The sequence below is a fragment of the Hymenobacter aerilatus genome (assembly GCF_022921095.1).
In the GTDB taxonomy this organism is placed as follows: domain Bacteria; phylum Bacteroidota; class Bacteroidia; order Cytophagales; family Hymenobacteraceae; genus Hymenobacter; species Hymenobacter aerilatus.
The window spans coordinates 16,329-41,706 of the sequence record NZ_CP095053.1 but is presented as its reverse complement, the minus strand read 5'-3'; the positions used below and the strand labels follow the sequence as shown (position 1 = coordinate 41,706).

General features: G+C 57.7%; 23 protein-coding genes. 10 read left to right on the top strand and 13 right to left on the bottom strand.

Annotated elements, in window-relative coordinates; translation table 11 throughout:
- Nucleotides 1–152 precede the first annotated feature (152 nt).
- Nucleotides 153–1,169, top strand: a complete 1,017-nt coding sequence (locus MUN82_RS00180) for a ComEA family DNA-binding protein (RefSeq protein WP_245093791.1) — start codon at nt 153–155, stop codon at nt 1,167–1,169.
- Here MUN82_RS00180 and MUN82_RS00175 read toward each other — a convergent pair.
- The gene (locus MUN82_RS00175) at nt 1,154–1,936 is read right to left on the bottom strand and encodes a phosphatase PAP2 family protein (RefSeq protein WP_245093789.1); all 783 of its coding nucleotides are present in this window, start codon (nt 1,934–1,936) and stop codon (nt 1,154–1,156) included. The two genes, MUN82_RS00180 and MUN82_RS00175, sit on opposite strands and share 16 nt — an antisense overlap.
- 165 nt (nt 1,937–2,101) lie before the next feature.
- On the opposite strand from MUN82_RS00175, the gene MUN82_RS00170 reads away from it, so the two are divergent.
- From MUN82_RS00170 to MUN82_RS00145, 6 genes are all read left to right on the top strand, one after another.
- Nucleotides 2,102–2,956, top strand: coding sequence for a YjiK family protein (locus MUN82_RS00170; protein ID WP_245093787.1), 855 nt, complete (start codon nt 2,102–2,104; stop codon nt 2,954–2,956).
- Between the two features lie 228 nt (nt 2,957–3,184).
- Nucleotides 3,185–4,066, top strand: coding sequence for an NmrA family NAD(P)-binding protein (locus tag MUN82_RS00165; protein ID WP_245093785.1), 882 nt, complete (start codon nt 3,185–3,187; stop codon nt 4,064–4,066).
- 120 nt (nt 4,067–4,186) lie between these two features.
- Nucleotides 4,187–4,765, top strand: coding sequence for a biliverdin-producing heme oxygenase (locus MUN82_RS00160; RefSeq protein ID WP_245093783.1), 579 nt, complete (start codon nt 4,187–4,189; stop codon nt 4,763–4,765).
- Nucleotides 4,747–7,053, top strand: a complete 2,307-nt coding sequence (locus MUN82_RS00155; protein ID WP_245093781.1) for an ATP-binding protein — start codon at nt 4,747–4,749, stop codon at nt 7,051–7,053. The genes MUN82_RS00160 and MUN82_RS00155 overlap by 19 nt, the downstream gene beginning before the upstream one ends.
- The gene (locus tag MUN82_RS00150) at nt 7,050–7,496 is read left to right on the top strand and encodes a response regulator (protein ID WP_245093779.1); all 447 of its coding nucleotides are present in this window, start codon (nt 7,050–7,052) and stop codon (nt 7,494–7,496) included. Before MUN82_RS00155 ends, MUN82_RS00150 begins: the two co-directional genes overlap by 4 nt.
- A 10-nt stretch (nt 7,497–7,506) precedes the next feature.
- Nucleotides 7,507–8,772: a sensor histidine kinase gene (locus MUN82_RS00145; protein ID WP_245093777.1), complete on the top strand. Its 1,266-nt coding sequence runs from the start codon at nt 7,507–7,509 to the stop codon at nt 8,770–8,772.
- A 139-nt stretch (nt 8,773–8,911) separates the two neighbouring features.
- Here MUN82_RS00145 and MUN82_RS00140 read toward each other — a convergent pair whose 3' ends face one another.
- On the bottom strand, nt 8,912–10,516 hold the full coding sequence (locus tag MUN82_RS00140; RefSeq protein WP_245093775.1) for a hypothetical protein: 1,605 nt from the start codon (nt 10,514–10,516) through the stop codon (nt 8,912–8,914).
- A gap of 269 nt (nt 10,517–10,785) precedes the next feature.
- Between MUN82_RS00140 and MUN82_RS00135 the strand changes: the two genes are divergently transcribed.
- On the top strand, nt 10,786–10,977 hold the full coding sequence (locus MUN82_RS00135; RefSeq protein WP_245093773.1) for a cold-shock protein: 192 nt from the start codon (nt 10,786–10,788) through the stop codon (nt 10,975–10,977).
- A gap of 93 nt (nt 10,978–11,070) precedes the next feature.
- Here the strand turns inward: MUN82_RS00135 and MUN82_RS00130 are convergent, their stop codons facing one another.
- A complete protein-coding gene (locus tag MUN82_RS00130; protein ID WP_245093771.1) occupies nt 11,071–11,562 on the bottom strand; it encodes a gliding motility lipoprotein GldH in 492 nt (163 codons plus the stop codon).
- Between the two features lie 7 nt (nt 11,563–11,569).
- Nucleotides 11,570–13,192: a regulatory iron-sulfur-containing complex subunit RicT gene (locus MUN82_RS00125; protein WP_311136412.1), complete on the bottom strand. Its 1,623-nt coding sequence runs from the start codon at nt 13,190–13,192 to the stop codon at nt 11,570–11,572.
- Between the two features lie 221 nt (nt 13,193–13,413).
- Between MUN82_RS00125 and MUN82_RS00120 the strand changes: the two genes are divergently transcribed.
- Nucleotides 13,414–13,878: a MaoC family dehydratase gene (locus tag MUN82_RS00120; RefSeq protein ID WP_245093769.1), complete on the top strand. Its 465-nt coding sequence runs from the start codon at nt 13,414–13,416 to the stop codon at nt 13,876–13,878.
- Between the two features lie 128 nt (nt 13,879–14,006).
- Here the strand turns inward: MUN82_RS00120 and MUN82_RS00115 are convergent, their stop codons facing one another.
- The gene (locus tag MUN82_RS00115; protein WP_245093767.1) at nt 14,007–15,209 is read right to left on the bottom strand and encodes an acetate/propionate family kinase; all 1,203 of its coding nucleotides are present in this window, start codon (nt 15,207–15,209) and stop codon (nt 14,007–14,009) included.
- Between the two features lie 205 nt (nt 15,210–15,414).
- Between MUN82_RS00115 and MUN82_RS00110 the strand changes: the two genes are divergently transcribed.
- Nucleotides 15,415–15,891 carry a hypothetical protein gene (locus MUN82_RS00110; RefSeq protein WP_245093765.1) on the top strand — a complete coding sequence of 159 codons (477 nt, stop codon included), beginning with the start codon at nt 15,415–15,417 and terminating at the stop codon, nt 15,889–15,891.
- Between the two features lie 85 nt (nt 15,892–15,976).
- Here the strand turns inward: MUN82_RS00110 and MUN82_RS00105 are convergent, their stop codons facing one another.
- The 8 genes from MUN82_RS00105 to MUN82_RS00070 all read right to left on the bottom strand — a co-directional run bounded on the left by MUN82_RS00105 (nt 15,977) and on the right by MUN82_RS00070 (nt 25,242).
- Nucleotides 15,977–16,900, bottom strand: a complete 924-nt coding sequence (locus MUN82_RS00105; protein WP_245093764.1) for a DUF808 domain-containing protein — start codon at nt 16,898–16,900, stop codon at nt 15,977–15,979.
- Between the two features lie 132 nt (nt 16,901–17,032).
- Nucleotides 17,033–19,126 (bottom strand): phosphate acetyltransferase, encoded by a 2,094-nt coding sequence (gene pta, locus MUN82_RS00100; RefSeq protein WP_245093763.1) that lies wholly within the window; start codon nt 19,124–19,126, stop codon nt 17,033–17,035.
- 199 nt (nt 19,127–19,325) lie between these two features.
- Nucleotides 19,326–19,943, bottom strand: a complete 618-nt coding sequence (locus MUN82_RS00095) for an FMN-dependent NADH-azoreductase (protein ID WP_245093762.1) — start codon at nt 19,941–19,943, stop codon at nt 19,326–19,328.
- Between the two features lie 250 nt (nt 19,944–20,193).
- Complete coding sequence (locus MUN82_RS00090; RefSeq protein WP_245093761.1) at nt 20,194–21,354, bottom strand: zinc-dependent alcohol dehydrogenase; 1,161 nt, start codon at nt 21,352–21,354, stop codon at nt 20,194–20,196.
- Nucleotides 21,355–21,549: 195 nt separating this feature from the next.
- Nucleotides 21,550–22,809 (bottom strand): DUF6600 domain-containing protein, encoded by a 1,260-nt coding sequence (locus tag MUN82_RS00085; protein ID WP_245093760.1) that lies wholly within the window; start codon nt 22,807–22,809, stop codon nt 21,550–21,552.
- A gap of 127 nt (nt 22,810–22,936) precedes the next feature.
- Nucleotides 22,937–23,872, bottom strand: a complete 936-nt coding sequence (locus MUN82_RS00080) for a hypothetical protein (RefSeq protein ID WP_245093759.1) — start codon at nt 23,870–23,872, stop codon at nt 22,937–22,939.
- On the bottom strand, nt 23,826–24,611 hold the full coding sequence (locus MUN82_RS00075) for a UDP-2,3-diacylglucosamine diphosphatase (RefSeq protein ID WP_245093758.1): 786 nt from the start codon (nt 24,609–24,611) through the stop codon (nt 23,826–23,828). Before MUN82_RS00075 ends, MUN82_RS00080 begins: the two co-directional genes overlap by 47 nt.
- A complete protein-coding gene (locus MUN82_RS00070; protein WP_245093756.1) occupies nt 24,589–25,242 on the bottom strand; it encodes a LutC/YkgG family protein in 654 nt (217 codons plus the stop codon). The genes MUN82_RS00075 and MUN82_RS00070 overlap by 23 nt, the downstream gene beginning before the upstream one ends.
- Nucleotides 25,243–25,378 lie beyond the last annotated feature (136 nt).

Sequence of the window (25,378 nt, the reverse complement as noted above, 5' to 3'; positions counted from 1 at the left end):
ATATCGGTAGAAGCAGTAATGATACGGCAGCGGGGGCGTAGAGGCAACCCCAGAGCCTAGTTTCGGCGGCGTATCTGCTTGGCTGTGGCACGTTTCCTGTATTGTTTGCCCAGGTTATTTCTGCTACGCGCTATCGTTTCGTCATCGTATTTATGCCTACCCGCACCCCCGCCCCTACCCCGCGCAACCGCGCTGCCGGACTGCCTACCCTCATGCGGCGCTACTTTGGTTTTTCGCGCCGCGAAACCTCCGGCTTTTTGGTGCTTCTGCTTTTACTGCTGGCGTGGCTGTTTGTGCCTGCGCTATTGCGCCCGGCCCTACCCCGCTACAATCCAGCCGCCGACCAGCGCCAGCTCAACCAACTGGCTACCGAGCTGGCCGCCCGGCGCCAACCCGATGCCGCACGCTACGCTCGGCGCGCCTACCCCAGTCGCTACCCCGCGGTGCCCCAGGTAGCACTGACGCCTTTCGACCCTAATGCCCTAACGGCCCGCGACTGGGAAGCCCGCGGCCTGCGCCACTTTCTGGCCGAGCGCCTGGTACACTTCCGCGACGTGATAGGCGGCTTTAAGGCCAAAGAGCAGATTCGGCGCACCTACGGCCTACCCGACTCGGTGTATCAGCGGCTAGCGCCCTATATGCAGCTACCCGAAACGATGCCCGCCCGCACGGCTTATGCTCGACAGGAACGACCATTTAACCAGAAGTTCACAGACAGGGCGCCCTACCCCGCCAGCAAGTTTCCGCGCAAGCCTACCCACTTGGCAGCCTTCGACCTGAACGCGGCCGACACTACACAGCTGATGCAGATTCGGGGCATCGGGCGGGGACTATCGGCGCGGGTGGTGGAGTACCGGGCGCGGCTGGGCGGTTTTGTGCGGGCCGGGCAATTGGCTGAAATCTACAGCCTGCGCGACGCGCCCGACCTGGTGGACAGCCTGCGCAAGTACACCTTCGTGACGGGCAGCTTCGCCCCTACCCCCATAGATGTCAACAATGCCCCCTTCGAGCTGTTGCAGGCGCACCCCTACGTAGGCAAGCGGCTGGCGCGGGTAGTGGTGGCCTACCGCCAGCAGCACGGCCCCTTCCGCCAAGCCACCGACCTGCGCCAGATTCGTATTCTGGATGAGGCCACGTACGAAAAGCTCCTACCCTATCTGCGGCTCTGAGAGGTAGCGCTGCCGGGACGCAGCACTGCCACCAGGCCCAATGTTTGGCCGGGGGCGTAGGCGGGTACCACGGTCAGCCAGCCGCCTACCTTGCCTGGTACCAGCCGCGCCAGGTGCGGGTAGAGCCGCCATACCATTTCAGCCGACAAAAACCCGATGCTGGCCCCGGCAAGTACATCGGATGCCCAGTGCCGGTCGTTGAGTACGCGCATGGCGCCGGTGGCCGTGGCCACGGTATACCCCGCCACACTAACCCAGGGATGCTCTTTGCCAAACTGCTCGTGCAGCAGCGTAGCCGTCAGGAAGGCGTCGGCGGTATGGGCGGAGGGAAAGGAGCTGAAGTCGCCAGCTACGTCGGGGCGCTGCTCGTGGGTGTAGTGCTTGAGCTTGGACACTACTGTGGAGCTGACTGCGTGGGCCAGGGCATAGTTGAGGGTGAAAGCCACCGCGCCCCGCTCGCCATGCACGCCCACCACCATTAGCCCGTAGGCGCCCCACAGCGACGCGCGGCGCGTGTAGTCGTCTATTTTGGTGTGGAAGCGCGGAAACGCTTCACGGGTTTCATCGCGTACGTGCTCCTTCCACTCGTCTACCACGTTTTCGTTTTTGCCCGCGTAGGCCACGGCCAGCAGCGTGAGGGGCACAGCTACGCGCAACGCACGAGCCGGCCGCCACGCGGTGCTGCTATCGGCCGGGGAGTAGGCGGTTTGCGCGTATGCACCTGGCAGAGCCGTTAAGCTGAATAACAATAGCAAAAGAAAACGCATAGCAGATAGGCAAGGAAACATAGGCGGGATTTTAGGTAAGATATTTCTCGAGAAGCTGTGTTTTTCATGAAGACGACACGGTTTCAGCTCTGCAAGCCTCCGCAACGGCAGCGGCAGCGGCTACGTATGCCCGGCAACTAGCCTATGCCTTCAGCTTCCAACTTTTTGCTTCGTACTATTTGTGCCTTGCTGGTGGGGTGCGCGCTGCTACTAGGTGGCTGCGCCGATAAGTCGACCCGCGGCGACTTTGTAGATGTGAGCCGGCAGTATGATATCAAGCAGGTAGGGCGGCTGCCGAAAAGCAAAGTGACGGAAAACTCGGGCCTGGCGCCAGCCAACAAGGTAGGCGACCTGTGGACGCACAGCGACGGCGGCAACAGCTCCCGCCTCTACCAGATTACCCGCCAGGGTGACCTGCTGAAAACCATTGACCTGGCCCCTCTTACCAACATCGACTGGGAAGACTTGACCCACGACGACGAGCACCGCCTTTACCTGGGCGACTTTGGCAACAACCAGAACAAGCGCCGCAACCTGGCCATCTACCGTCTCAGCGGCCCGGCCTTCCAGCGCATCGATACCATCCGGTTTGCCTACCCCGATCAGCGGGCCTTTCCGCCCAAAAAAAGCCGGCGCAATTTTGACTGTGAGGCCTTTTTCTACTCGCAGGATAGTCTGTATCTATTCACCAAAAACCGCAGCCCCGAAGACTTGTGGGTGAAGCAGTACGTATTGCCGGCCCGGCCGGGCACATACGTAGCTCGCCTGGCTGACAGCCTGCTGCTCGACACCTGGATTACGGCCGCCGACCTCAGCCCCGATGGCCGCACGGTGGCTCTGCTAGGCCGCGGACGCGTGTACCTGTTCCGGCGCGAGCCTGGCAAGCGCCTCTTCGACGGGGCCAAGCACATGCTGCGCCTACCCACCGACAGTCAGGTAGAAGGTCTTTCGTTTATCAACCCACATGATTTCATCATTAGCAGCGAGAAAGGCCGACTCTACCAGGTCACGCAGCGGTAGGTGGTCCTGCGCCGATATGGCTGTTTTGGGCCGGTTGCCGTAAGAAATAGGCATGCGTTGGCAAGACAGAAGACGTTTGTCGTCCTGAATCTGCGAAGGATCTTACCTCAGTAGAAAAGTCGTTGGTACGCGCATCATGCTGATGGGAGAAGGGATTTCGCTGCCCACTCAGATAACAACCGTTTTCATTCACAACCCCACAAACTCGCAACTCACAACTTCTATATTATGGCATCTACCATTCTGGTAACTGGCGCTACGGGCACCGTGGGCGCAGAGCTGGTGAAAGCGCTGGCCAACCGCGGCGTTACGGTTCGGGCGGGCGTACACTCTATCATTAAAGGCGACCGGCTGAAACACCTCAACCCCGATGTGCAGCTGGTGGAAATAGATTACCGCAAGCCCGAAACACTGGCTGTGGCCCTTACCGGAGTCGAGCGCGTGTTTCTGCTGCCGCCTCCTACCCCCGACCAAATAGAACTTTCTCGCTCCTTAGTAGAGGTGGCTAAGCAGGTCGGTGTACGGCAGTTGGTGCAGCTCTCGGCCGCTGGGGCTGGCCGCGACGCACACATCACAATCGACCAGCGCCACCGCGAAATAGAGCAGTTGGTAGCCGATAGTGGCCTCACATATGCCACGCTGCGCCCCGAGGGCTTTATGCAAAACTTTGTGCACCAACACTGCGCCACCATCCGCGACGAAGGTAAGTTCTACCTACCTCTTTCCGATGCCCAGGTGGCCTATATTGACGTGCGCGATATTGCTGCCGCCGCGGCTACCCTGCTCACCGCCGACCCTGCTGCCCACGCCGGCCAGGCCTACCACCTCACGGGCCCGGCGGCTCTCAGCGGCCAGCAGGTAGCCGAAGCGCTTAGCCAGGCTACGGGCCGGGAGGTGACGTATGTACCGGTTGCGGAGGAAGCTGCCCGTGCGGCCATGCAGGAGCTACCCGCCGAGCGGGTAGAGGAGCTATTGGCCCTGTATGCCGACTACCGCGCCGGGCACGCCGCCGCTATCAGCCATGAGGGAGCAGCTCTCCTTGGCCGCGCGCCCCACACCATCCAGCAGTTTGCCGACGACTACCAGGCCCAGTTTCAGCCGGAAGCATAGGGGAGGTAGCAGGAAGGCTACGCCAAGGACCACGTAGCCTTCCTGACAACTTGCAGCGCCCCCACGCGCAACTTCGCACCAGAGAGGTTACTTTTACTGTTCTTTTTCCACTGTCCACTTATGTCCGCTACTGCCGAGCCGCCTGTTATTTTGTCCCGATTGCGTACCGAAACCCGGCCCTACCACGATGCGCTGGAGCAGAACACGTTCAATCAGGAGTTGATGGCAGGAACGGTTTCGCAGGCGGCTACTGCGCATTTTCTGCGCCGGCTGTATGGTTTTTTGCAGCCCTACGAAACCCATTTGCGGACGCACGCCGCCGCGTTTGGGCCGGAGTGGCAGCTCGACCAGCGCTACCGCGCCCACCTGATTCTGGAGGATCTGTCGCATACCAATGATGCATCGGTGCCGCCGCTTTGCCCTACCCTGCCGCCGCTGCACACGCGCGCCCAGCTCCTGGGCGCTATGTATGTGCTGGAAGGCTCTACCCTGGGCGGCCAAGTGATTCGGCGGCAGCTGGCCAAGGCCGATATTCCGCTGCAAGCCTACTTCACTGGCTACGCGGAGCGCACAGGGCCAATGTGGAAAAGTTTTTGTCAGTTGCTGACGGCAGCAGCCCCACCCGAGGAACAGACCGAAGTGGTGCAGTCGGCCGTGCTTACTTTTCAAACCCTACACGCGTGGATCAACCAACCGTAAGCCACACCAGCGAGCTACTGTCGGACATGCCGACGACCCTCACCAACTGCGACCGGGAGCCGATTCATATTCCGGGCGCGGTGCAGCCGTATGGGTTTCTGCTGTGTCTCGATGAGCGCACCCAACGCGTGGTGCAGGCCAGCGAAAACACGCAGGCCCTGCTGGGCATTCCGGCCAACGAGCTGGTAGGCGCAGGGCTGGAGCAGTTGCTACCTCCCACGCACCTGGCAGAGCTGCATGCCCTTTGGCCTACCCTCACGGAAGCGCCCCGACTATTGGGCGTGCAGTTGCACCACACCCCCAATCAGCCCTTCTACAAGCTCATTGTGCACCGCTACGATGGGCTGCTGTGGGCGGAGTTTGAGCCGGTAGCCTCCAACGACCCCAGCGTGGTAGACCTGGGCACGTTGAACACTGTCCTCAGCCAAATGCTGAGCGCTACTACCGTGCTCGACTTTTGCCAGCACGCCGTGGAGCAGGTGCGCAGCATCACGGGGTTCGACCGGGTGGCCATGTACCGCTTTGCGGCCGATGAAAGCGGCGAGGTAGTGGCCGAAGCCAAGCGCCCCGACCTAGACCCGTGGTTGGGCCTGCACTACCCCGCCACCGATATTCCGCAGCAGGCGCGGGCCATGTACCTCAAAAACTGGCTGCGCTTTATTCCGGATGCCTCCTATCGGCCAGCCGCGCTGGTACCGGTGCGCAACCCTACCACGGGTCGCCCCCCCGACATGACGTATGCCGTGCTGCGCAGCGTATCGCCCATCCACCTGGAGTACCTGCACAATATGGGCTCGGCCGCTACCATGACCATTTCCGTCATTCGGGAAGGCAAGCTCTGGGGCATGATTACCTGCCATCATCTCACGCCCCTGCTAGTGAGCTACGAGCTGCGGGAGCTGTGCCTGTTTATCGGCAAAACCTTCTCGGCCCTGCTGCCAACCAAGGAGCAGCAAGACCTGCACGTTTACCAGCTGCACATTCAGAAAACCCAGACGCGGCTGTTTGATCAGATGAACAGCTCGGCCAATTTTGTAGCTGGCCTGTATCAGCATCCTACCACGCTGCTGGATGTGTTTGCGTGCAGTGGCGCGGCCATCTGTTTCGAAGGCGAGCTACTTACGCTGGGCACTACGCCTACCCCCGATCAGATACAGGATGTGGTAGCGTGGCTGCACCAGCATGCGACCGAGGATGTCTTCTATACCGATTCCTACGCCCGACTCAACCCGGCTGGGGTAGCCATCAGGGCCACCGCCAGCGGCATTCTGGCCATTACGCTGGCCCAGGAAACCAACGACTACATCCTGTGGTTTCGGCCCGAGCAGCTCCAGACCGTTACGTGGGCCGGGCGTACGCAGAAGGTGGAGACCAAAGCAGACGGCCAGATTTTTCTGTCGCCTCGGCAGTCATTTGAGGCCTGGAAGCAGACGGTAGAAAACACGGCCGCCGCCTGGCAGCCGCTGGAAATAGAAGCTGCTCAGGAAATTCGCCTGCATATTGCCGATATCCGCCTCAAGATTTTCAACGAGCTGCAAGCCCGTGCCACTAGTCTCAGCCGCCTCAATGCCGAGCTGGAACGCAGCAACGACGAGCTGGACTCCTTTGCCTACGTGGCCTCGCACGATCTGAAGGAGCCGCTGCGGGGTATTCACAACTATTCCATCTTCCTGCTTGAAGACTACGCCGACCGCCTCGACGCCGAGGGCGTCAGCAAGCTGCAGACGCTCGTGCGGCTCAGCCAGCGCATGGAGGCCCTGATTGAGTCGCTGTTGCAAATCTCGCGGGTAGGACGCCTAGACCTTACCTTGGTTCCCACCAATATGAATGAGCTGGTGACGGGCGTATTGGAGCTGCTGGCCCCCCGCCTGGAGCAAACCCATACTACCGTGGTGGTGGCGGATGCGTTGCCCACCGTACTAGCCGACCCTATACGCCTTGGCGAGGTTTTCAACAATCTGATTACCAACGCCATGCGCTATAGCAACGACTCGGAAAAGTACATAACCATCGGTATGGCGTCTGACACCCTTCCAAACTTCCCGGCACCGGAGCAGTTTGATGTGTTCTTCGTGCGCGACCAGGGTATCGGCATCGACCCTAAACACCACGAAAACATCTTTAAGATCTTCAAGCGCCTGCACGCGCAGGATAAGTATGGCGGCGGCACGGGGGCCGGTTTGGCCATTGCCAAAAAAATGATTGAGAAACACGGCGGCAAACTGTGGGTGGAATCCGTACTTGGAAAAGGCGCTACGTTTTATTTTTCCCTTCCCAAAGCTCTATGAAAACGTCCTTCGTAAATCCCATCCTTGTGGTGGAAGATAGTCTGGAAGATTTTACGGCGCTGGGGCGGGCTTTTCGGAAACATGCGCTACCCAACCAACTGTTGCGCTGCGAAGATGGTGACCAGGCCCTGGAATATCTGCAGGGCTATGGACAGCACCCCGACTGGCCTTCCCATCTGCCCGCCTTCATTCTGCTCGATCTGAACATGCCCGGCACCGACGGCCGCACGGTGCTGGATGTGCTCAAGCACGATCCGCGCCTGCTTTCTATCCCGGTTATCGTGTTCACCACCTCGGCGAACCACCGCGATGTGGAAGAGTGCTACCGCCTGGGTGCCAACAGCTACCTCACCAAGCCCATTGAGTATACAGTGCTTGAGGAAAAAGTTGAGTTAATTATTCAATATTGGCTACAAGCATCGCAATTGCCGCTTTCTATTTAAGCTCCTACCCTTGAAAAAGATTTTACTTATTGATGACAATGAGCAGGACCGGATGCTCTACCGGCGCTACCTCGACAGGCAAGCTGGCCCGACGCGCATGACCATCTATGAGGCTTCCTCGGGGGAAGAAGGCGTGGCGCTGTTCGAAAGCCACCGCCCCGACTGCGTTCTGCTCGACTATAACTTATTGGATACCGATGGACTCGAAGTGCTGGCCCAGCTTCGGCAGCGCACTCCACCCAATACGCTGTGCGTGGTCATGATTACGGGTGGCGGCAGCGAGGCCCTGGCGGTGCGGGCTCTTAGCAGCGGTGCCCTCGACTACTTAGTGAAGCAGCAATTCGACCCGGAGTTATTATATAAAACAGTTATTCATGCCATCGAGAAAAACGAGTGGCGCCAGTACGAAGCACGATACCACGGCCAGCTGCAGGCCATGAACCAGGATTTACGAGAGTCGTTGGCTGAACTAACGGCTACCCGCCAGCAAGTAGATGATACCAACGCCCAGCTGCTGGCTGCCAACGAAGAAGTACGCCTGCGCAACCAAGAGCTGGCCGCCACCAACCAGCAGCTGGCCCGCACCAATGCCGACCTGGATAACTTTGTGTACGCGGCCTCGCACGATTTGCGGCAGCCCGTCAACAACCTGCGGGGCTTGTTTGAGGAGCTGCGCCGCGCCGCTACCTTTCACGACCCCGAGGAAGGCTTGTTGCTCCGCTTGATTGACGAGTCGTTGCAAAGCCTTACCTCCACCATCACCGATCTGGCGGCGGCTGTGCAAGTGGAGCGGCTGCCTGGCACGCAGGTGCAAGAACAGCTTGACCTGGCTTCTTTGACGACGGATGTATTGCAGGCCCTGCGGCCACAGCTGCTGACCGAGCAGGCCACCGTCTCCACCGATTTTGATGCCCTACCCTCGCTGCAGTACGTACGCAGCAACCTGCGCACGATTCTGCTCAACCTGCTGGCCAATGCGCTCAAGTACCGCCACCCCAACCGACGCCCTACCATCCATCTGCGCACCCAGTTGCTCCACGGCGTTCCGGTACTTGAAGTGCAGGACAACGGCCTGGGCATAGACTTGCAACGTCACGGCGCCGAGCTCTTCCAGCTGTTTCGTCGCTTTCACCCTCATGCGGGCGAGGGTACGGGTCTAGGATTATTCTTGGTCAACCGCTTGGTACAGTCGCATGGAGGCCACATCGAGGTAGAAAGCGAAGTAGGCGAAGGCACTACCTTTCGCATCTACTTGCAAGGGCAGCAGGTAGGGTAGCTTGGTCACCTAGTGGAGTATTCGCACCATCCGTCATGCTTAGCGGACTCATTGCTAGCCACTTAACCTTCTAGGTAGCTTTACACAAAAAAGGCCTCCCCGTACAGGGAGGCCTTTTTTGTCTCTTTTTATTTAGCGCTTAGTAGCGGTTGTCGTTATCGTTGTCGCGGCCACGGTTGCGACGGGGAGCCGAGCCGTAGTCTGAATCGTCGCGTTGGTTGCGGTACTGGTCGCGGCGCTGCTCGCCGTAGTTTTGTTGATTGCGGTCCTCGGAGCGGTAGTCGCCGCGGTCGGGCGAGCCTTGCCAGCTGCCATTCTGGTTACGGTTCGAGGAGCCGTATTCGTCGTTGTATGAACCACCTTGCGAACCATAGCCGCTGTTGCTGCTGCCACCGTAGCTGTTGCGGCCATTGCCGTAGCCACCCCGGCCCCGCTCATCCGAACGGTTGTCGTCATTCCGGTAGCTGTCGCGGCGCGAGTTGCTGCCGTACTGCTCATCGTTGTGGCGGCCACCGCGCTGCTGATTACCATAGTTGTTCGAGCGGTCGTAGCTATTACCGTAGTTGCGGTCAGATCCTTGCTGCGAGCCCTGGTTATCGTAACCTCCGCGCGATGAGCGGTAGTCTTCGTTCTGATTGCGGTACTCGTTGCCGTAGCTGCTGCGGCTGGAGTCATATCCGCGGTTTTCGCCGTAGTTACTGCCCATCGATGAGTTACCGTAATCGTTGCTGTAGCCACCGCGGCCCTGGCGCGAACCATTGTCGTTTTGGTAGCCGCCCTGGTAGTTATTATCGTTGCGGTAGTCGTCCCGCTGATTATAGGAATTATTCATCCAATTCTGCGAGTTACCACGGTAGTCATCGTTGCTACGCTGGTTGCCGCGGTAGTTGTCGTCGTTGTTGCGGTTCTGATTGCCACGGTTCTGATTCTCGTACGAATCGCGACGCTGATTTTCGTAGTTCATAGTAGTAGAATTTTGGGTGGAAGCATATGGCCGGTTGTACGACCCCTGGTAGCTACGGTCGTAGTCGCTACCGTAGTGAGGGGCGTTGCGCCGGTCGTGGTTGTGGTCGTCTTGGGGGTGGTAGCCGCCGGCGCCGTAGTTGCCACCATAGCGCCGGTCCTGTTCGTCGTTGTAGTAGTTGCCGCGGGTTTCAGGCTCTCGGTACTGGTTGCCGTAGCCACCGTGCGTACCGCCGTAGCCTTGGCTACCAAACTCGCCGCGGCTGGCGCTGCTATCTTGGTTCTCGCGGCGCTCCTGGTCGCGGTACATATCGGTGGTGCTGTTGCTAGCGTCGTCCACGTTGCTGCTACCCGCCACATTACTAGTCGCCTGCTTACTAGCGTCCGATTTTTTGTTCTTGTCTTTGCTGCTACCCTGGGCCATAGCAGGTTGTTTTTTGTCCGCTGAAGACGAAGACTTAGTACTGGCACTGGTCTTAGCCGACGATGCTTTCATGTCGGCGGGGTTGGCTTCCTTGTTCTTCTGGTTGCCTTTTTCGCCCGTTACAGCACCTTTGCCTACACTCATCTCGGAGTTAGCCAACGACTGACTCGACACAGCGTCTTTGTCTTGGTTTTCTCCCGATTTCATACCGGGTGTTTCTGGTTGATTGGGATTGTTGGCCAGCGTCTGGCTGGCGTCGGCACCCATCTTGGCATCTTGGCCGGTTTTGTTGGTAAGCGAAGTATCAGCCGACGAATTAGTATTCTGATTATCCTGGTTTTTCTCTTTTGATTCCATGGTGTGGGGGTGGTTTTAGTGAGAAAATGAGTGGGTGGGATTTCAATTTTATACGCGCTGCTTTCCTGATGAGTTAAGATCAACACCAGAAAAAATCTTGGCTTATTCCCTTCACGAACAGCAAATTCCGGCACTACTAGGTCGCCATCAGACGTTTCACTAAGCCTCTTTTCTCCTCACTTTTCCGCTGCTTTTTGCGCAGCAACGAATACAGAAATACCCGTAGCTTTACCCCCAATTCGCTAACTTAACCATTACCATTGCATCCCATGAAAACGGGTACTGTAAAATTCTTCAACGAGGCCAAGGGCTACGGCTTCATCGTGCAGGATGATACCAACCAGGAAATTTTTGTACACCAAACCGGACTAATTCACGAAATTCAGGAGAAAGACCGGGTTTCGTTTGATGTTATCGACGGCAAAAAAGGACTGAATGCTGTGAAGGTAGAGCGCATTTAAGCGTCTCACGTTCTGGCTGAGTGCCTACAAAAAAGCGCCCTGGCTCATGTGAGCCGGGGCGCTTTTTTGTAGGCTAGGGTAATTAGGAGCGTACTACTGAGTGGGGTCGGTTTTCACTACCCGCACGCCTACGGCCATGATGTCGGGCAACTGATCCTGCCGCATGTACTGCTCCAGCATCACTTTGTAGGTGCCCGGCTGGTGAAACTGCTGGCGGGGTAGGGCCAGAAACTGGTGGTCGAAAATGTCGCCGGCACCGCTGCCTAGTGGCTCGCCGGATTGTGGGTCCATCAGAATCATCTGGTGCAGCAGCCGGGACATCTGCTTGCCATCAGGGCCTACCAACGTATGCCGCACGTACAAGTTGTAGTAGCCATACGACGACGTATTGCGCACGTTGAAGTACACATCATAGCGTTGCGTTGTATCCTCAATCTGAAACTCGAAGGTGGGCTTTTCCTGCACCGCCCACGTGCGGTCATCAAAATCGAGGTTTTTCTCAAACACCTGATTGGGGTTACACGCCGCCAGCAACGCTAACAGCCCTACCCCCCACACTACTGAAAAACGAAAAAGACGATGCATACAAGAATCAGGAAGCCGCAGGAGGGGTAGGAGGAGTAGCCGCATCGCCACCGGTGCGGCCGGGCCGGTCGCCGCGCCGACGGTTACGGTCGTCGCGGTTGCGGGGGTTGCCGTTGGAGCGAGCAGAGGCATCGCCGCCGTCGGGTGAGGCTGCGCGAGGTGGGCGCCGGTCGTTGTTGGAACGGGGCGGACGCTCCTCGCGAGGGGCACCACCTTCTGGGGTAGGCCGTCCTTCGGCGTTCTGGGACCGTTCTGCTTTGTCACCTTTTTCTCCGCGGCTGCGGTTGTTGCGGCGGTTTAGCGGCTTGGCGGCTGCGCCACGGGGCCGACGGCCTTCTTCCGGTGCACCGGCGGCCTCGCTGCCTGCGGGGGTAGGCGTCTCCTCAACGGGCGCAACCAGCCGAGGCGGCCGGTCGCCACGAGTACGCTCAGGACGTTCGGGCCGCTCAGGCCGGGGCGTGCGTGCAGCGCGGGCCGTATTTTCGACTTCGCCGATGCCGCCTTTGCGCTTGCGTTTGCCGCGCTTGGAGGCACTGATTTTATCGTCGAGGCGGTCGAGGCTGCCTTCTACAATGGCCGAGAGGTCAGGCGCTTTGTCCTCCTCGCGCACGGGTGGCAGCAGGTTTTCGGGCTTTTCGCCGCGCTTGTTCATCTCCTGCACCTCGCGCACGCGCTCGATGGGCAACATCACCCAGTTGTTGTCGCCGCGGAAGGCAAACCACATGCGCTTCTTGAAGATATCGGTTTTCTGCAGGAAGGCGTCGCCTCGCTCGGTTTGCAGGGGGCGCTGCACCTGCGGAATATCCTTCAGCGCATCGAGGTAGGTGTCTAGCTCGTAGTTCAGACAGCACTTCAGGCGGCCACACTGGCCCGAGAGCTTGGCGGGGTTCAGGCTGAGGTTCTGGTAGCGGGCCGCGGTGGTGCTCACGCTCTTAAAATCGGTGAGCCAGGTGGAGCAGCACAGCTCCCGCCCGCACGAGCCGATACCACCCAGGCGGCCGGCCTCGTGGCGCAAGGAAATCTGGCGCATCTCCACCCGCACCCGAAACTCGTCGGCTAGGCGCTTGATCAGGTCACGGAAATCCACCCGGTCGTCGGCCGAGTAGAAGAACGTGGCGCGAGTACGGTCGGCTTGGTACTCCACATCGGAGAGCTTCATTTTCAGGCGCAGCTCTTCTACTACCGAGCGGGCCCGGAACATGGTACCAGTTTCCAGGTCGCGCACGGCTTCCCAGCGCTCCACGTCTTCGGGCGAGGCAATGCGCAGAATGTTGCGGATTTCCTTGCTGTCGGTGGGCACCTTTTTCTTCTTCATTTGCAGGCGCACCAACTCGCCCTTGAGCGACACGTGGCCCAGGTGCCAGCCATTGCCGGCGGCTTCTATCACCACGGCATCGCCGGTGGTAAGCGGAAGGTAGGAAGCGTTGCGGTAGAAGTCTTTACGACCACCTTTGAAGCGGATTTCGACAATGTCGAACCCTTTAAAATCACTGGGCAGGTCTACGTCCTGAAGCCAGTCGAATACATTTAGTCGGTTGCAGCCGCCGGAACTACAGCCCCCTTTGGAGCCACAGCCCCCAACGGACGTAGTAGAGCAGCCGCCCCCGGAGGAACAGGAAGTGCAAGCCACGGCTAGTAATCTATCTATGATGAGGCGGCATAAAGCCGCACGAAATCGGGTTTCAACAAAGATACATAATTCGCAGGGTACAGGTTCGACGTGCCTATAACAGGTATTTCGTTCGCCTAAAACAGAGCCGCAACCGCTAACGGGCATTGTACCGTACCAAGGGCAACTGTGCACAACTGCCTATACTTGCAGCACCAACCTACACTACTCTTTCTCGCACCATGAGCCAACTCACCATCCGCAGCCTCGCCGAACTTCTGCAACATGAAGGGCAGGAACTGGGCATTTCGGACTACTTCACCATCACCCAGGAGCAAATCAACCAGTTTGCTGCCGCTACCCTCGACCACCAGTGGATTCACGTGGATACGGAGCGGGCCAAAACAGAATCACCGTTTGGAGCGCCCATCGCGCACGGCTACCTGACCGTCTCGCTCCTCCCCTACTTCTGGAATCAGATTATAGCCATTGAAAACCTGAAGCTCCAGGTGAACTACGAAATAGAGCAGCTGCGCTTCAACCAGCCCGTACTGGTGGACAGCCAAGTGCGCCTGCACGCCAAGCTTCTATCCGTAAAGGACTTGCGCGGCGTTGCCAAAACCCGCATTGAGGTAAAGATGGAAATCAAAGATCAAAAGAAACCCGCGTACAACGGCGTGATTACATTTCTGTACCACTTCATGTAGCCATTGTTTTTCGTGTCATCCTGAGCGGAACGAAGGACCTTATCACGGCAGAACGAGTCGTTGTTACGTCGGTCGTTCTAGCGTGATAAGGTCCTTCGCTGCGCTCAGGATGACACGAAAAACAATGATTACCCTTCCACCAACGCCGCGCATTGCTGCGCTATTTCCAGCTCCTCGTTGGTGGGCACTACCAGTACCTTCACCCGCGACTCGGGCCTATTAATTTCGCGTAGGCCGGGGGCGCGGGTTTGGTTTTTGGCTTCGTCGAGCTGCACGCCTAGGAACTCCAGGTTCTGGCAAGACAGCTGGCGCACCAGCGCGTCGTTTTCGCCTACCCCGGCCGTGAACACCAGCGCATCGAGGCCGTTGAGCACGGCGGCGTAGGCTCCAATGTACTTGCGAATGCGGTAGGCGTAGAGGTCGTAGGCCAGCTGGGCGCGGGCGTCGCCCTGGTTAAGGGCAGCCGTGATGTCGCGCATGTCGCTGAAGCCGGTGAGGCCCAGCATGCCACTTTCCTTGTTCAGCAGGTTGCTGACTTGTGCGGGTGAGTAGTGCAGCTCTTGTAGCAAGTGCAGCACCACCGAGGGGTCGATGTCGCCGGAGCGGGTGCCCATCACCAGGCCCGCAAGTGGCCCAAAGCCCATGCTGGTATCTAAGGACTTATTACCCCGCACGGCAGCCATGCTGCACCCATTGCCTAGGTGAATGGTGATGAGGCGGGCATCGGGCTTGCCAAGGTAGGCGGTGGCTTGCTCGGCCACATACTTGTGGCTGGTGCCATGAAAGCCGTACACCCGGATGCGCTGCTCGGTGTACAACTCCTCGGGTAGGGCGTAGCGGAAAGCGTATTCGGGTAGGGTTTGGTGGAAAGCGGTATCGAACACTGCCACTTGCTGGGCCTGCGGGAAGATGCGCTCGGCCACCTCAATGCCCAGCAAATTGGCGGGGTTGTGCAGGGGCGCCAGCGCAAACAAACGACGGATTTCGGTCTTCACCTCCGCATCAATAAACGTGGTGGCGGCGAAGATTTCCCCGCCGTGCACCACGCGGTGACCCACTACAGTTATTTCGGCCGGGTCGTGGAGCACGCCGGCGGTGGGGTCGGTGAGTAGCTTCACTACCTCGCGCAGGCCGGCCTCGTGGTCGGGTAGGGCCAGCGCGAGCTGCTGGGTAGTGGGGTCGTTGGCTTCGCTGAATACCTTGTGGGTGATGGTGGCATTGTCGGCCCCGATGCGCTCTACCAGCCCGCTGCACACCGGCTGCTCAGTAGGCCAGCGAAACAGTTGGTACTTAATGGAGCTGCTGCCGCAGTTGATAACGAAGATGTTCATAGGTAGTCAGCCGTTTATGGAGACTGTACGGAAGTTGCGGCGGCAAAGTACGAACCCTTCAATGCTTCTGTGGAGTAGTGACAATCTCTCTGTTGGTTGCTACATTGTCGCTATTATGCGCAAATTATAAGTAGCGGCAATGATAGATACTATTCAAAATTCATAAATAGAAGATCCAATGATGAGATATTATTTGTTCTTGTATTTGGCATTATTTAGTACTGCTTGCGCTGATAAGAATCGAGGAACGGCACTAGAAGGAGATGTGGAGCAAAACTCCAGTTTGGCAACTTCTACGAACGTAACTGAAGCCGAAGATGGCCCACCATTTAAAGTGGATTGCCCTTGCTCATTTGCTGATTTAGGAAGAGTAAGGGTAACACCAGAAAGATATGATGTGCTAGTATCAGGAAAAGATTGGAATCCGAAATTAAGCTCATGCAATTGGATTTGGAATGAGCTTGTGAGCAATGAAGTTCCTCCTGATACTTTAATAACCGACCTGCGGATACACCTGCTCGATCTGAGTAAGGTTACCCAAAAGATTGATAAGGACTTTCTTGAATCTGAAGTATTCAAAAAAAACCTTATCGCGACTCACTTAATGTTACCTAATGAAGAGTATATGACAACCAAATTTGACCCAAATAAAACAGGCAAATATGTAGGCCCTAGCAAATAAGGCTTTGCCTAGCAAGGTATAAACGTCGGCCTATGGCCGCTGGAATTGACTGTCGTTTATATATGTCATATAGGCTATAAACACCCTACCCTTTATTAGGAATTACCTTCTTCACCACCCCCACTATCTTCTCAATAATAAACCCGACAACTAATCCGAAAATACCGCAAGCCAACACCTTTGCCAGCCAAGCTACGGCTGGCACATTGGCCAGCGCGTGTTCCAGTTCGTGCAGCAAATGGGCGGTGAAGGGAATACCGTGGGCAATGATTTCGGCACCTACCCAGAGCATGGCGGCTGTGCCCACATACCCCAGGATGAGTAGAAACTTCGGCATAAACTTCACCATGCCGCGCCCGATGCTTTGAACGGTAGGGCTGTAGTCGCCTTTGGCAAAGTGCACGCCGATATCATCCATCTTCACGATGAGGCCTACGAAGCCATACACACCTACCGTAATAAATATGGCGACGGCCAGCATTACCAGAATCTGGTTTGTGATGGGCGCGCCGGCTACCTGGCTATAGGCAATAGCCATAATTTCGGCAGATAAAATAATATCCGTGCGCACAGCACTGGCTACCCGCTGCTTTTCCAGTTCCTCGGGCGTAATAACTTTTACGTCTTCGCTTTCGGGGTCTACCTCGTGGCTTTTGCTGAACATGGAATGCACCTTTTCGTAGCCCTCGAAGCACAGATACGCGCCGCCTACCATCAGAATGGGCGTAATGGCCCACGGCGCAAAATAGCCGAGTAGCAAAGCTGCCGGGCTCAAAATCAGCAGCTTGTTGAGCAGCGACTTTTTGGCAATCTGAAAGATAATAGACAGCTCGCGGGACGGGTCGAGCCCTACCACATACTTGGGTGTCACGGCCGTATCGTCAATCACGATGCCGGATACTTTGCCAGTGGTCTTGGCTATTTGGGTAGGTATATCATCTAAACTGGCCGCACTGGCCTTCACCAAGGCCGATATATCATCTAGTAAGGCAAAAAGTCCGGAGGGCATACAGTGTTGATGGAGGGGTGTAGGTATGTTTTTAGAAGACAGCAAGAACGTCATGCTTCGGCAAGCTCAGCATGACGTTCTTTTTTATTTTTATGTGGGCGCAAGTTGCAATAAGTTAGCACTTCTACCTTCCTACCCCTGCTGCGCCTGGATGGCCGTGATGATTACGGTGTTCAGAATATCATCCACGGTGCAGCCGCGGCTAAGGTCGTTTACAGGCTTGTTGAGACCCTGCAACACAGGACCAATGGCCAGGGCGCCGGTTTCGCGCTGCACGGCTTTGTAGGTGTTGTTGCCGGTGTTGAGGTCGGGGAAGATGAGCACGCTGGCTTGGCCGGCTACCTCGGAGCCGGGTAGCTTCTGGCGGCCTACCAGGGGGTCTACGGCGGCATCGTATTGGATAGGGCCTTCTACTTTTAGGTCGGGACGCTTTTCGCGGACCAGTTGGGTGGCCTGACGTACTTTGTCCACGTCGGCGCCCTCGCCGGAGGTACCCGAGGAGTAGGACAGCATGGCCACGCGCGGCTCGATGCCGAATGCCTTGCTGCTGTCGGCGGAGGCCATGGCAATTTCGGCTAGTTGCTCGGCGGTGGGGTTGGGATTCACGGCGCAGTCGCCGAACACGGCCACACGGTCGGGTAGGCACATAAAGAACACCGACGATACCACCGACATGCCCGGCTTGGTTTTGATGAACTGCAACGCCGGCCGAATGGTGTGCTGCGTGGTGTGCACTGCCCCCGACACCATGCCGTCGGCGTGGCCTTTGTACACCATCATCGAGCCGAAATAGGACACGTCGCGGAGCAGGTCGCGGGCCATATCCTGGTTCACGCCCTTGGCCTTGCGCAGCTCGTAGAACGTCTCCACGTACTCGGGGTAATGCGGCGACTGCACCGGGTCTACCACCTGCAAATGGCCCAGCGGCAGGTTCAGACCCAGGCGCTTCACGGAGGCCGCTACCTCATCGGGGTTGCCCAGGATGGTGAGGTCTACCACCTCCTGGCGCAGCAGGTGTGCAGCGGCCCGCAGGATACGGTCGTCGTTGCCTTCGGGTAGCACAATGTGCTTGCGCTGGCGCTTGGCCCACTGCAACAAGCGGTACTGAAACATGTGCGGCGTAATGCCCTCGGAGCGGAAACTCACCATCTTTTCTTCCAACGCTGCCCTATCCACGTAGCGCTCGAAAGTATTGATAGCCAGCCGAATCTTACGCGTATTATCCGGCGTGATGCGCGACTTGATAGCCGCCACGCGGGTGCTGGTTTCGAAAGTGCCGGTAGGCACGGCTATAATCGGCACCACCGTTTGCAGGCCCTCAATCAGTCGCAGCACCGGTGCCTCGGGCTCCGTGCCGGCCGTGAGCACAATGCCCGCCACCCGCGGGTAACTGGCCGACAGATTGGCCTGCAACGCGCAGATAATGATGTCGCCTCGGTCGCCGGGCGTCACAATCAGCACGTTGGGCTTGAGGAAGTTCAGGAAGTTGGGCACCTGCATAGCCCCCGTCACGAAGTTGTCGACCTGATTGGTGAGCGACTCTTCCCCAAACAGCAGCTTAGCGTCTAGTCCCTCATATATCTCGCGCATGGTCGGCTGCGACAGTTCTTTTTCGGCCGGAATCACGGCCAGAATCAACTCGGCGGGCAACTGGGCTTGCAGTAACTCACGTACGTCGTCGAGTTGAGCGGGTGCTACTTTATTCACCACCACCATCAGCACCTGCACCTCATTGGTCTCGAAGCTGCGCAGGGTAGTGAGCACGTTGTTGATAATCTGAGCAGTCGGCTTGTCATCACCCGAAAGCACCAGAATAACCGGTGCGCCCAGGTTCTTGGCAATGCGTGCGTTGTAGCCAAACTCAAAGGCCGTACCGGGCCCCACAAAGTCGCTACCCTCCACCACCGTGAAGTCGTAATTTTCCTCTATCTGCTTGAACTTGTGAATGATCGTGTCGATGATTTCACCCTGCCCGTTGTTTTCAATCAGCCGAAGCACTTCCGGGCGAGTGTAGGCGTAAGTGTCTTCGTAGGCAATGGGCAGCTTGAAATGCTGGAGCACCGTTTGGAGGCGCACGTCCTTCTTTTCCCGCGGGCTTGCGTCAATAATGGGCTTGAAATAGCCCACTTTCTGCGCTTTGCTGAGCAGCATATTCACTAGGCCCAAGGCTATCAGGGATTTGCCGCTGTACGGCTCGGCCGTGGCAATGAAGACGGTTTTGGTCATAGGAAAAAGTAACAACGGGAGAAAGCCCGGCAGCATGACGAAGCTGGCAAACTACTGCCTGCGCAACTACCGGGGTGCCCCTTCATACGCAAGTTGCCGGGCAGCGGGTGCAGCTACCCCTACACGCCAACGAGCCGGACAGGCGATGTGCTGTCTGGCTCGTTGGCGTGTAGGGGTAGTAGAGCGCCGCGTCTTGGGCTTAAATAGCTTCGTCGGCAAGCTCGGGTTGCAGGGTAGCCAGGGCTTTTGCCAGTGCCGTATCTTGCAATCCGGGGATGGACACACCTTCTACGCGTACTACCGTCACGTCGGTCAGGCCAATAAAGCTGAGCACGGCTTGTAGGTAGGGCGCCACAAAATCATTACTTGCTGCCGGCCCTTCGGAGTAGATGCCGCCGCTTGCCATGGCTATGTATACCTTCTTGCCCGTCACGAGGCCTTGTGGCTGCCCATTCACGTATTTGAACGTGATACCGGCCCGGCAGATGTGGTCAATCCAGGCCTTGAGCACCGAGGGAATCCCAAAGTTGTAAAGCGGGGCGCCAATCACAATAATGTCGGCGGCTTGCACCTCGGCTATGGCGTCGTCGGAATGCTTAGCGGCTAGTTGCTGCTCTGGGGTGCGGTCGGGGGCCGGCGTGAAGAGCGACTGGAGCTTGGCGGCTTCCAGATGCGGAAAGGGGTTGGTAGCCAGGTCGCGGGTAGTCACAGTGCTACCAGGAGTATCTTCCAGCAACTTGCCTATGATGGCATCAGCTAGTTTAATGCTGAATGATTGGTCCCCGCGCGGGCTGGAAACAATGTTGAGAATGTTCATGGGAAACGAAATAAAAATCGACGCAACGGTCAGCAAACTTGATACTTACAAAACAACTACGCCAACTCATCTACCTGATAAATTGCGTGAGTCAACAATCAATGTACATACATTTAATATACCTATATTGTTTTAGCTATTCTTCTTCTTTGTCAGCGTTTGTGAATGCGGCATACTCAAAAGCCCCTACTCCGAATAGGAATAGAGGCCTTTAAGTATGCCACAAACATGGTTGAACCGAGTGGAGGCGTTAAGGCGTCAGCACCACTTTCACGCAGTTGTCTTTCTTCTTCTTGAAGATGTCGTAGCCATGGGGCGCTTCCGACAGGGGTAAACGGTGGGTGATGATGTCGTCGAGCTTTACCTTGCCTTCTATCACGTATTGCAGCAGCTTGTCGATGTGGGCCTGGGCGGGCGCCTGACCACCGCGAATGGTGATGCCTTTGTCAAAGAATTGGTGAATAGGAAAGTTGTCGTAGGGCGAGCTGTACACGCCTACCACCGACACAATACCACCCCGACGCACAGCGCTCATACAGGCCAGCAGCACCTTATCGGTACCTTTTTCGAGGTTGAGTACCGCTTTGGCTTTGTCCAGCACGCTCCGGTTAGCCTCGAAGCCCACGGCATCCACGCACACATCGGCGCCGCGGTTGTTGGTCACGCTGCGGATTTGCTCAATTACGCCATCGTAGCTTTCCCACAAGATGGTTTCTACGTTGGCCGTTTGCTTGGCTTTGTCGAGGCGATACTGCTCTACATCGACAATAAACACCCGCGCAGCCCCACGCAGCCACGCCGATTTGGCGGCCATGATGCCTACTGGTCCGGCCCCAAAAATCAGCACAGTTTCGCCGCCTTTCACCTCGCCCCAGTCAATGGCTGAGTAGCCGGTCGGGAAGATATCGGTGAGGAATAGCACCTGGTCGTCGCTGAGCGAATCGGGCACTTTGCGCGGGCCAAAGTCGGCGTAGGGCACGCGCACGTACTCAGCCTGGCCGCCGTCGTAGCCGCCGTAGAGGTCGGTGTAACCAAAGAGGGCGCCGCCTTTCTCCGTGAGCAGGCCGCCTTCGGGGCCGTAGTGGTCGGGGTTAGAGTTTTCGCAGTGGCCTGGCAAGGCATGGTTGCAAAAGAAGCAGGTACCACAGGCAATTGGAAAAGGCACCACTACCCGGTCCCCTACCTTCAGATTGCCCACGCCACGGCCTACCTCCTCCACAATACCCATAAACTCGTGGCCCAGTATCATGGGCCGGGGCTGCGGAATGGCACCGTCGTAGATGTGCAGATCGGAACCGCAGATGGCCGTACTGGTCACGCGGATGATGGCGTCGCGGCCATCCTGAATCTTTGGATCATCGACGGTATCGACGCGAACATCGTTCGCCCCGTGAATCACGAGTGCTTTCATGAAAGTTGGGTTTTGGTTTTGGAAAAGAGAAGAGCGTTTGACGCCGACAGGGCCAGCGACTTCAGAAGGTACGCGGGGTATACAGACGAGTTACCACGGTTCAGCTCCCCTACCCTCTTCAGTTTGCCAACGGACACAAAAAAGCCCTCTGCAACGTGTGCAGAAGGCTTCTGAAAAAGTAAACTTTGTGGTAACCTACCGGACCCGACCACGACTGCCGCCACCTTGCCCAAACGAGCGTCCGCCCTCGCTTTGCTCGCTACGGCCGGTTGGTAGCTGCTGCGTCTGCTGGTGCTGGGGAGCTGCTGGCTGGAGTTGCGGCGCGGCTTGCTGGCGTTGCGGCACTTGCTCCACGCGTTGCCATTGACCCTGGCTTTCTCGCGGGCGGCCTACTTGGCGCTCTGGCTGCATGTCGGTGCTTTGCCCTACCCGGCCGCGGCCACCATAGCCGCCCCATCCGGCACGCTCGGGATTACTAGCAGGAGACGTTTCGCCAAACGGCTGCGTATGCTCGGGGCGCTGGGCAGGGTAGGTACGGCCGGCATCAGCCAGATTGCGTGGTTGGTCATAGCTGGCTCTATTCCGCAACTCACGCGTATCACCATACGCGGGGCGATTGTCGGCGCCGGCACTTACTACCCTACCCCGGCTGCGGTAATCAGCGCTATTGTCGTAGCGGCGCTCCACGGTGCGGGGCGCATCGGCACGACCGGCACGTACATCGGGCCGGTAGAAGCCCAGGGAGTTTTGTTGCATCGCCACCCGGCCCGGCCGGTTCACGTTGCTCACGTTGTAAACGTTCACACGACTGCGGGTCACAGCTTCCAGCTCACTACGACGTGGGCCGGTTACGTACGTGCGGTTGTTCTGCACGTAGGTATTGTTGATGATAGTGGTATTATTGATAATAGTGACGTTGCGGGCAGGTCGCACGTAGTAATCATGCCAGCGTGGGCTCACTAGGTATTGCTGGGGCACAAATACCCAGGCTGTATTGGGCACCACATAGCGCGGCCCGAAAGATACGTTGATGTTCACGCTGGGCCCTAGGGGTGCCCAGCCGTAGTAGCCACCGCCGCTGCGCCAGCTCACCCAGGCCGGTCCCCAGTCGGTGCCGGGTAGCCAGCTCCAGCCGTAGTAGTCGGAGTAGCGCCAACGGCCGTAGTGAAACGGCGCCCAGCCCCAGTCGTAGTTGGATACCCAAGTGTTGCCGTACTCCGTCATGGCCCAGTAGCCGTTGGTGCTATAGGGCTGAAAATCGGGACCCACGTTGGGTAGCCACACGTAGCCATAGTCGGGGTCTTGCACCCAGCGGCCGTAGGGGCTCAACTCGTCGTAGAAGGTCTGGTAGCTAACGCTGACGCTAGGCTGCGCCGCTGCCAGCCGGGGAGTCAGCGCACTCAGCACCAACCCCAGTGCCCAAACCAGACCGCTTCTCTTTAGAAAGGTTATCATGGAAATAAGAAGTTAAAGCGTGAGAGCAGCTTGGCCGGGGGTACAGGCCGTACGTCCCGTCTCCTACCCTAGTAAGCTCTTATTTCTTAGACAACTCAAATCCTGTACCGTTTAATTGCTATTCCACTTACTTCGGAGTGCCCGCCAGCGTATACACCTGAATTTCTTTTGGCTGCAGCACATAAGCGTATTGTTCGCTCACCAAGACCTGCTGCACGTCGGCCGCTGGCAGGGGTAGGGAGCGGTCGGTGAAGTTGTAGAGGTGGAAGAAATGCAGCGCATTCTCAGCCACGTAATACAGCTCATCCCCCAGAAAACCCACGTAGCTCAAACCTGTAAAAGGCAGTTTTTTGCGGTAGTTACCCAGGTTATCAAACACCAGAATGCCGCCTACCCTATCCACTAGGTATACGTTGTTCTGGTACTGCCGAAGGAAACGAAAATCGGGTTTGCTCCTACCCACCAGCAGGTCCATGGGCGTGGTGATGGTAGGGCGCTGCTGCGCTAGGTCGAACTGGACCAATGCAATGTTGCTCTCATCAAACAACCACAGTCGTTCATCGGGCGCGATAGTCGCCGTGCGAATGGTGCCATCCAGAAAATCGGCGGTGCGCACCTGCGTGAGCGGGGACAGGAACCGGTCGAGCAGTAGTAGTTGCTGCCGGTCGTCGTAGAAAGCCAGGATTTTGGTGGTGTTCCAGGCTTCCAGCTGAGCAATGTGCCCTGGCAAGGCCGGTGAGTAGGTGTTCAAAACCTGCCCCTCAACTCCGAATTGCACAATGTTATTTTGCCGGTCTACCACATAGAGCGTGCCGCGACGGTCGAGGGAGGCCACGCCGGTGGTGGCCAGCTTAATGGTGCGCACCAACGTCCAGCCCTCGGCGGCCGGAGCCGCGGCTGCAGTGGTAGGCACTAGCACCGGCCGGCTGGGCGGCGCCACCGAGCCAGCTGCGGGCACAGTAGTTTGCCCTACCCCCGCCAGGGGTAGCAGCAGGCTGCTACCTAGCAAGAGGCAACTAGTCAGCTTGTTCGAAATACTGGAGAGCCAGGGTTTCACCATCATACACCGCGTAGGAACAAAAATTGACCCATTCGCCGAGGTTGAGGTAGCGGCTGCCGGGGGCTACTTCTACGTCGAGCGGCAAGTGGCGGTGCCCAAAAATATAGTAATCGTGGTGCTGCTGCTGCTCCAGTTCGCGGCAGTATTGCAGCAGCCACTCCGCGTCACCTTGGTACACTTCTTCTACCTTGGTATTCTGAATGCGGCTCCGCCGGCTCCAACCATTAGCAATGCCAATGCCCAGGTTGGGGTGAATGCGCGCAAACAGCCACTGCGACACGGGCGAGGCGAATACGCGCTTCAGCACTTTGTACACATGATCTTTCGGGCCTAGCCCGTCGCCGTGGCCCATATGAAACTCGTGCCCACCAATGCGCTGGCTTACCGGGTGGCGGTGAATGGGAATGTCCAACTCCTGGGTGAAGTAGTCAAACATCCACATATCGTGGTTTCCGGTGAAGAAAATGATGGGGATGCCCGCATCGGTCAACTCGGCTAGTTTGCCCTGCAACCGGATAAACCCGCGCGGAATGGCGTGCCGGTATTCAAACCAGAAATCGAAGATGTCGCCCAGCAAATAGATAGCGGCAGCATCGGGGGCTACTTCGTCCAGCCAGCGCACGATTTTACGCTCCCGCGCCAGGGAGCTGGCGGCTGTGGGCGTGCCCAAGTGGAAATCGGAGGCGAAGTACACCCGGCGACCGGGGGGTAGGGCCAGATCAGGCAGGCGAGGTGGCGTCATCCAGTAAGAACAGCACGAGGCTGCGCGGGCCGTGGGCACCGAGCACCAGCGTTTTTTCAATATCGGCCGTGCGGCTAGGGCCGGTAGTTAAGGAAATCATAGAAGGCAGCTTGTCGCCGTGCTGCTCGCGCACCCGCGCCAGCCCGTCGCCAATATCGGCTACCACCTGCGAAGTGCGGGCCAGCACCAGGTGCTGATCGGGGTAGATACTGAGACGGCGGCCGCTGGCCGTGGCGGCACTCACTAAGATGCTGCCCGTGCGGGCTATCAGCGCTTCACAGGTGGTCAGGCCCGCATCGGCGTTGCTGATAAAGTCGGTTTCGTCGCCGTTGAAGACAATGCTGCCTTGGTGGAGTAGCTTTTTCAACTCTGGCTCCCACACGTACAGGTTGTTCAGCTCCTTCTCTTTCTTGTAAATGAACAGCTGATCAAAAAAGTGCTCCTCCGACTCGCAGTAATAGAACTCGCCTCCTATGCGTCGGAAGCTCTCTACAAACGCAATATCCAACTCCCCCTCGGGTACCCGTGGGTGCAGCGGCATCCCAAAATCGGGTGCGGGCGGCTGTGGCGCCGGTGTTTGCACTGCCTCCCGAATGCGGCGCAAGAGAATATCACGAGACGACTCAGCCATACAGCAAAGGTAAGAGGAAGTAGGCTATTGCTTTTTTATATTAAAACTAAAGCTAGAACGGATTCCCTTCCTTAAAAAAGAGGGGAATCCGTTCTAGCTTTAGTATACATTCCGACATAGAAAAGCCAGTGTCTCT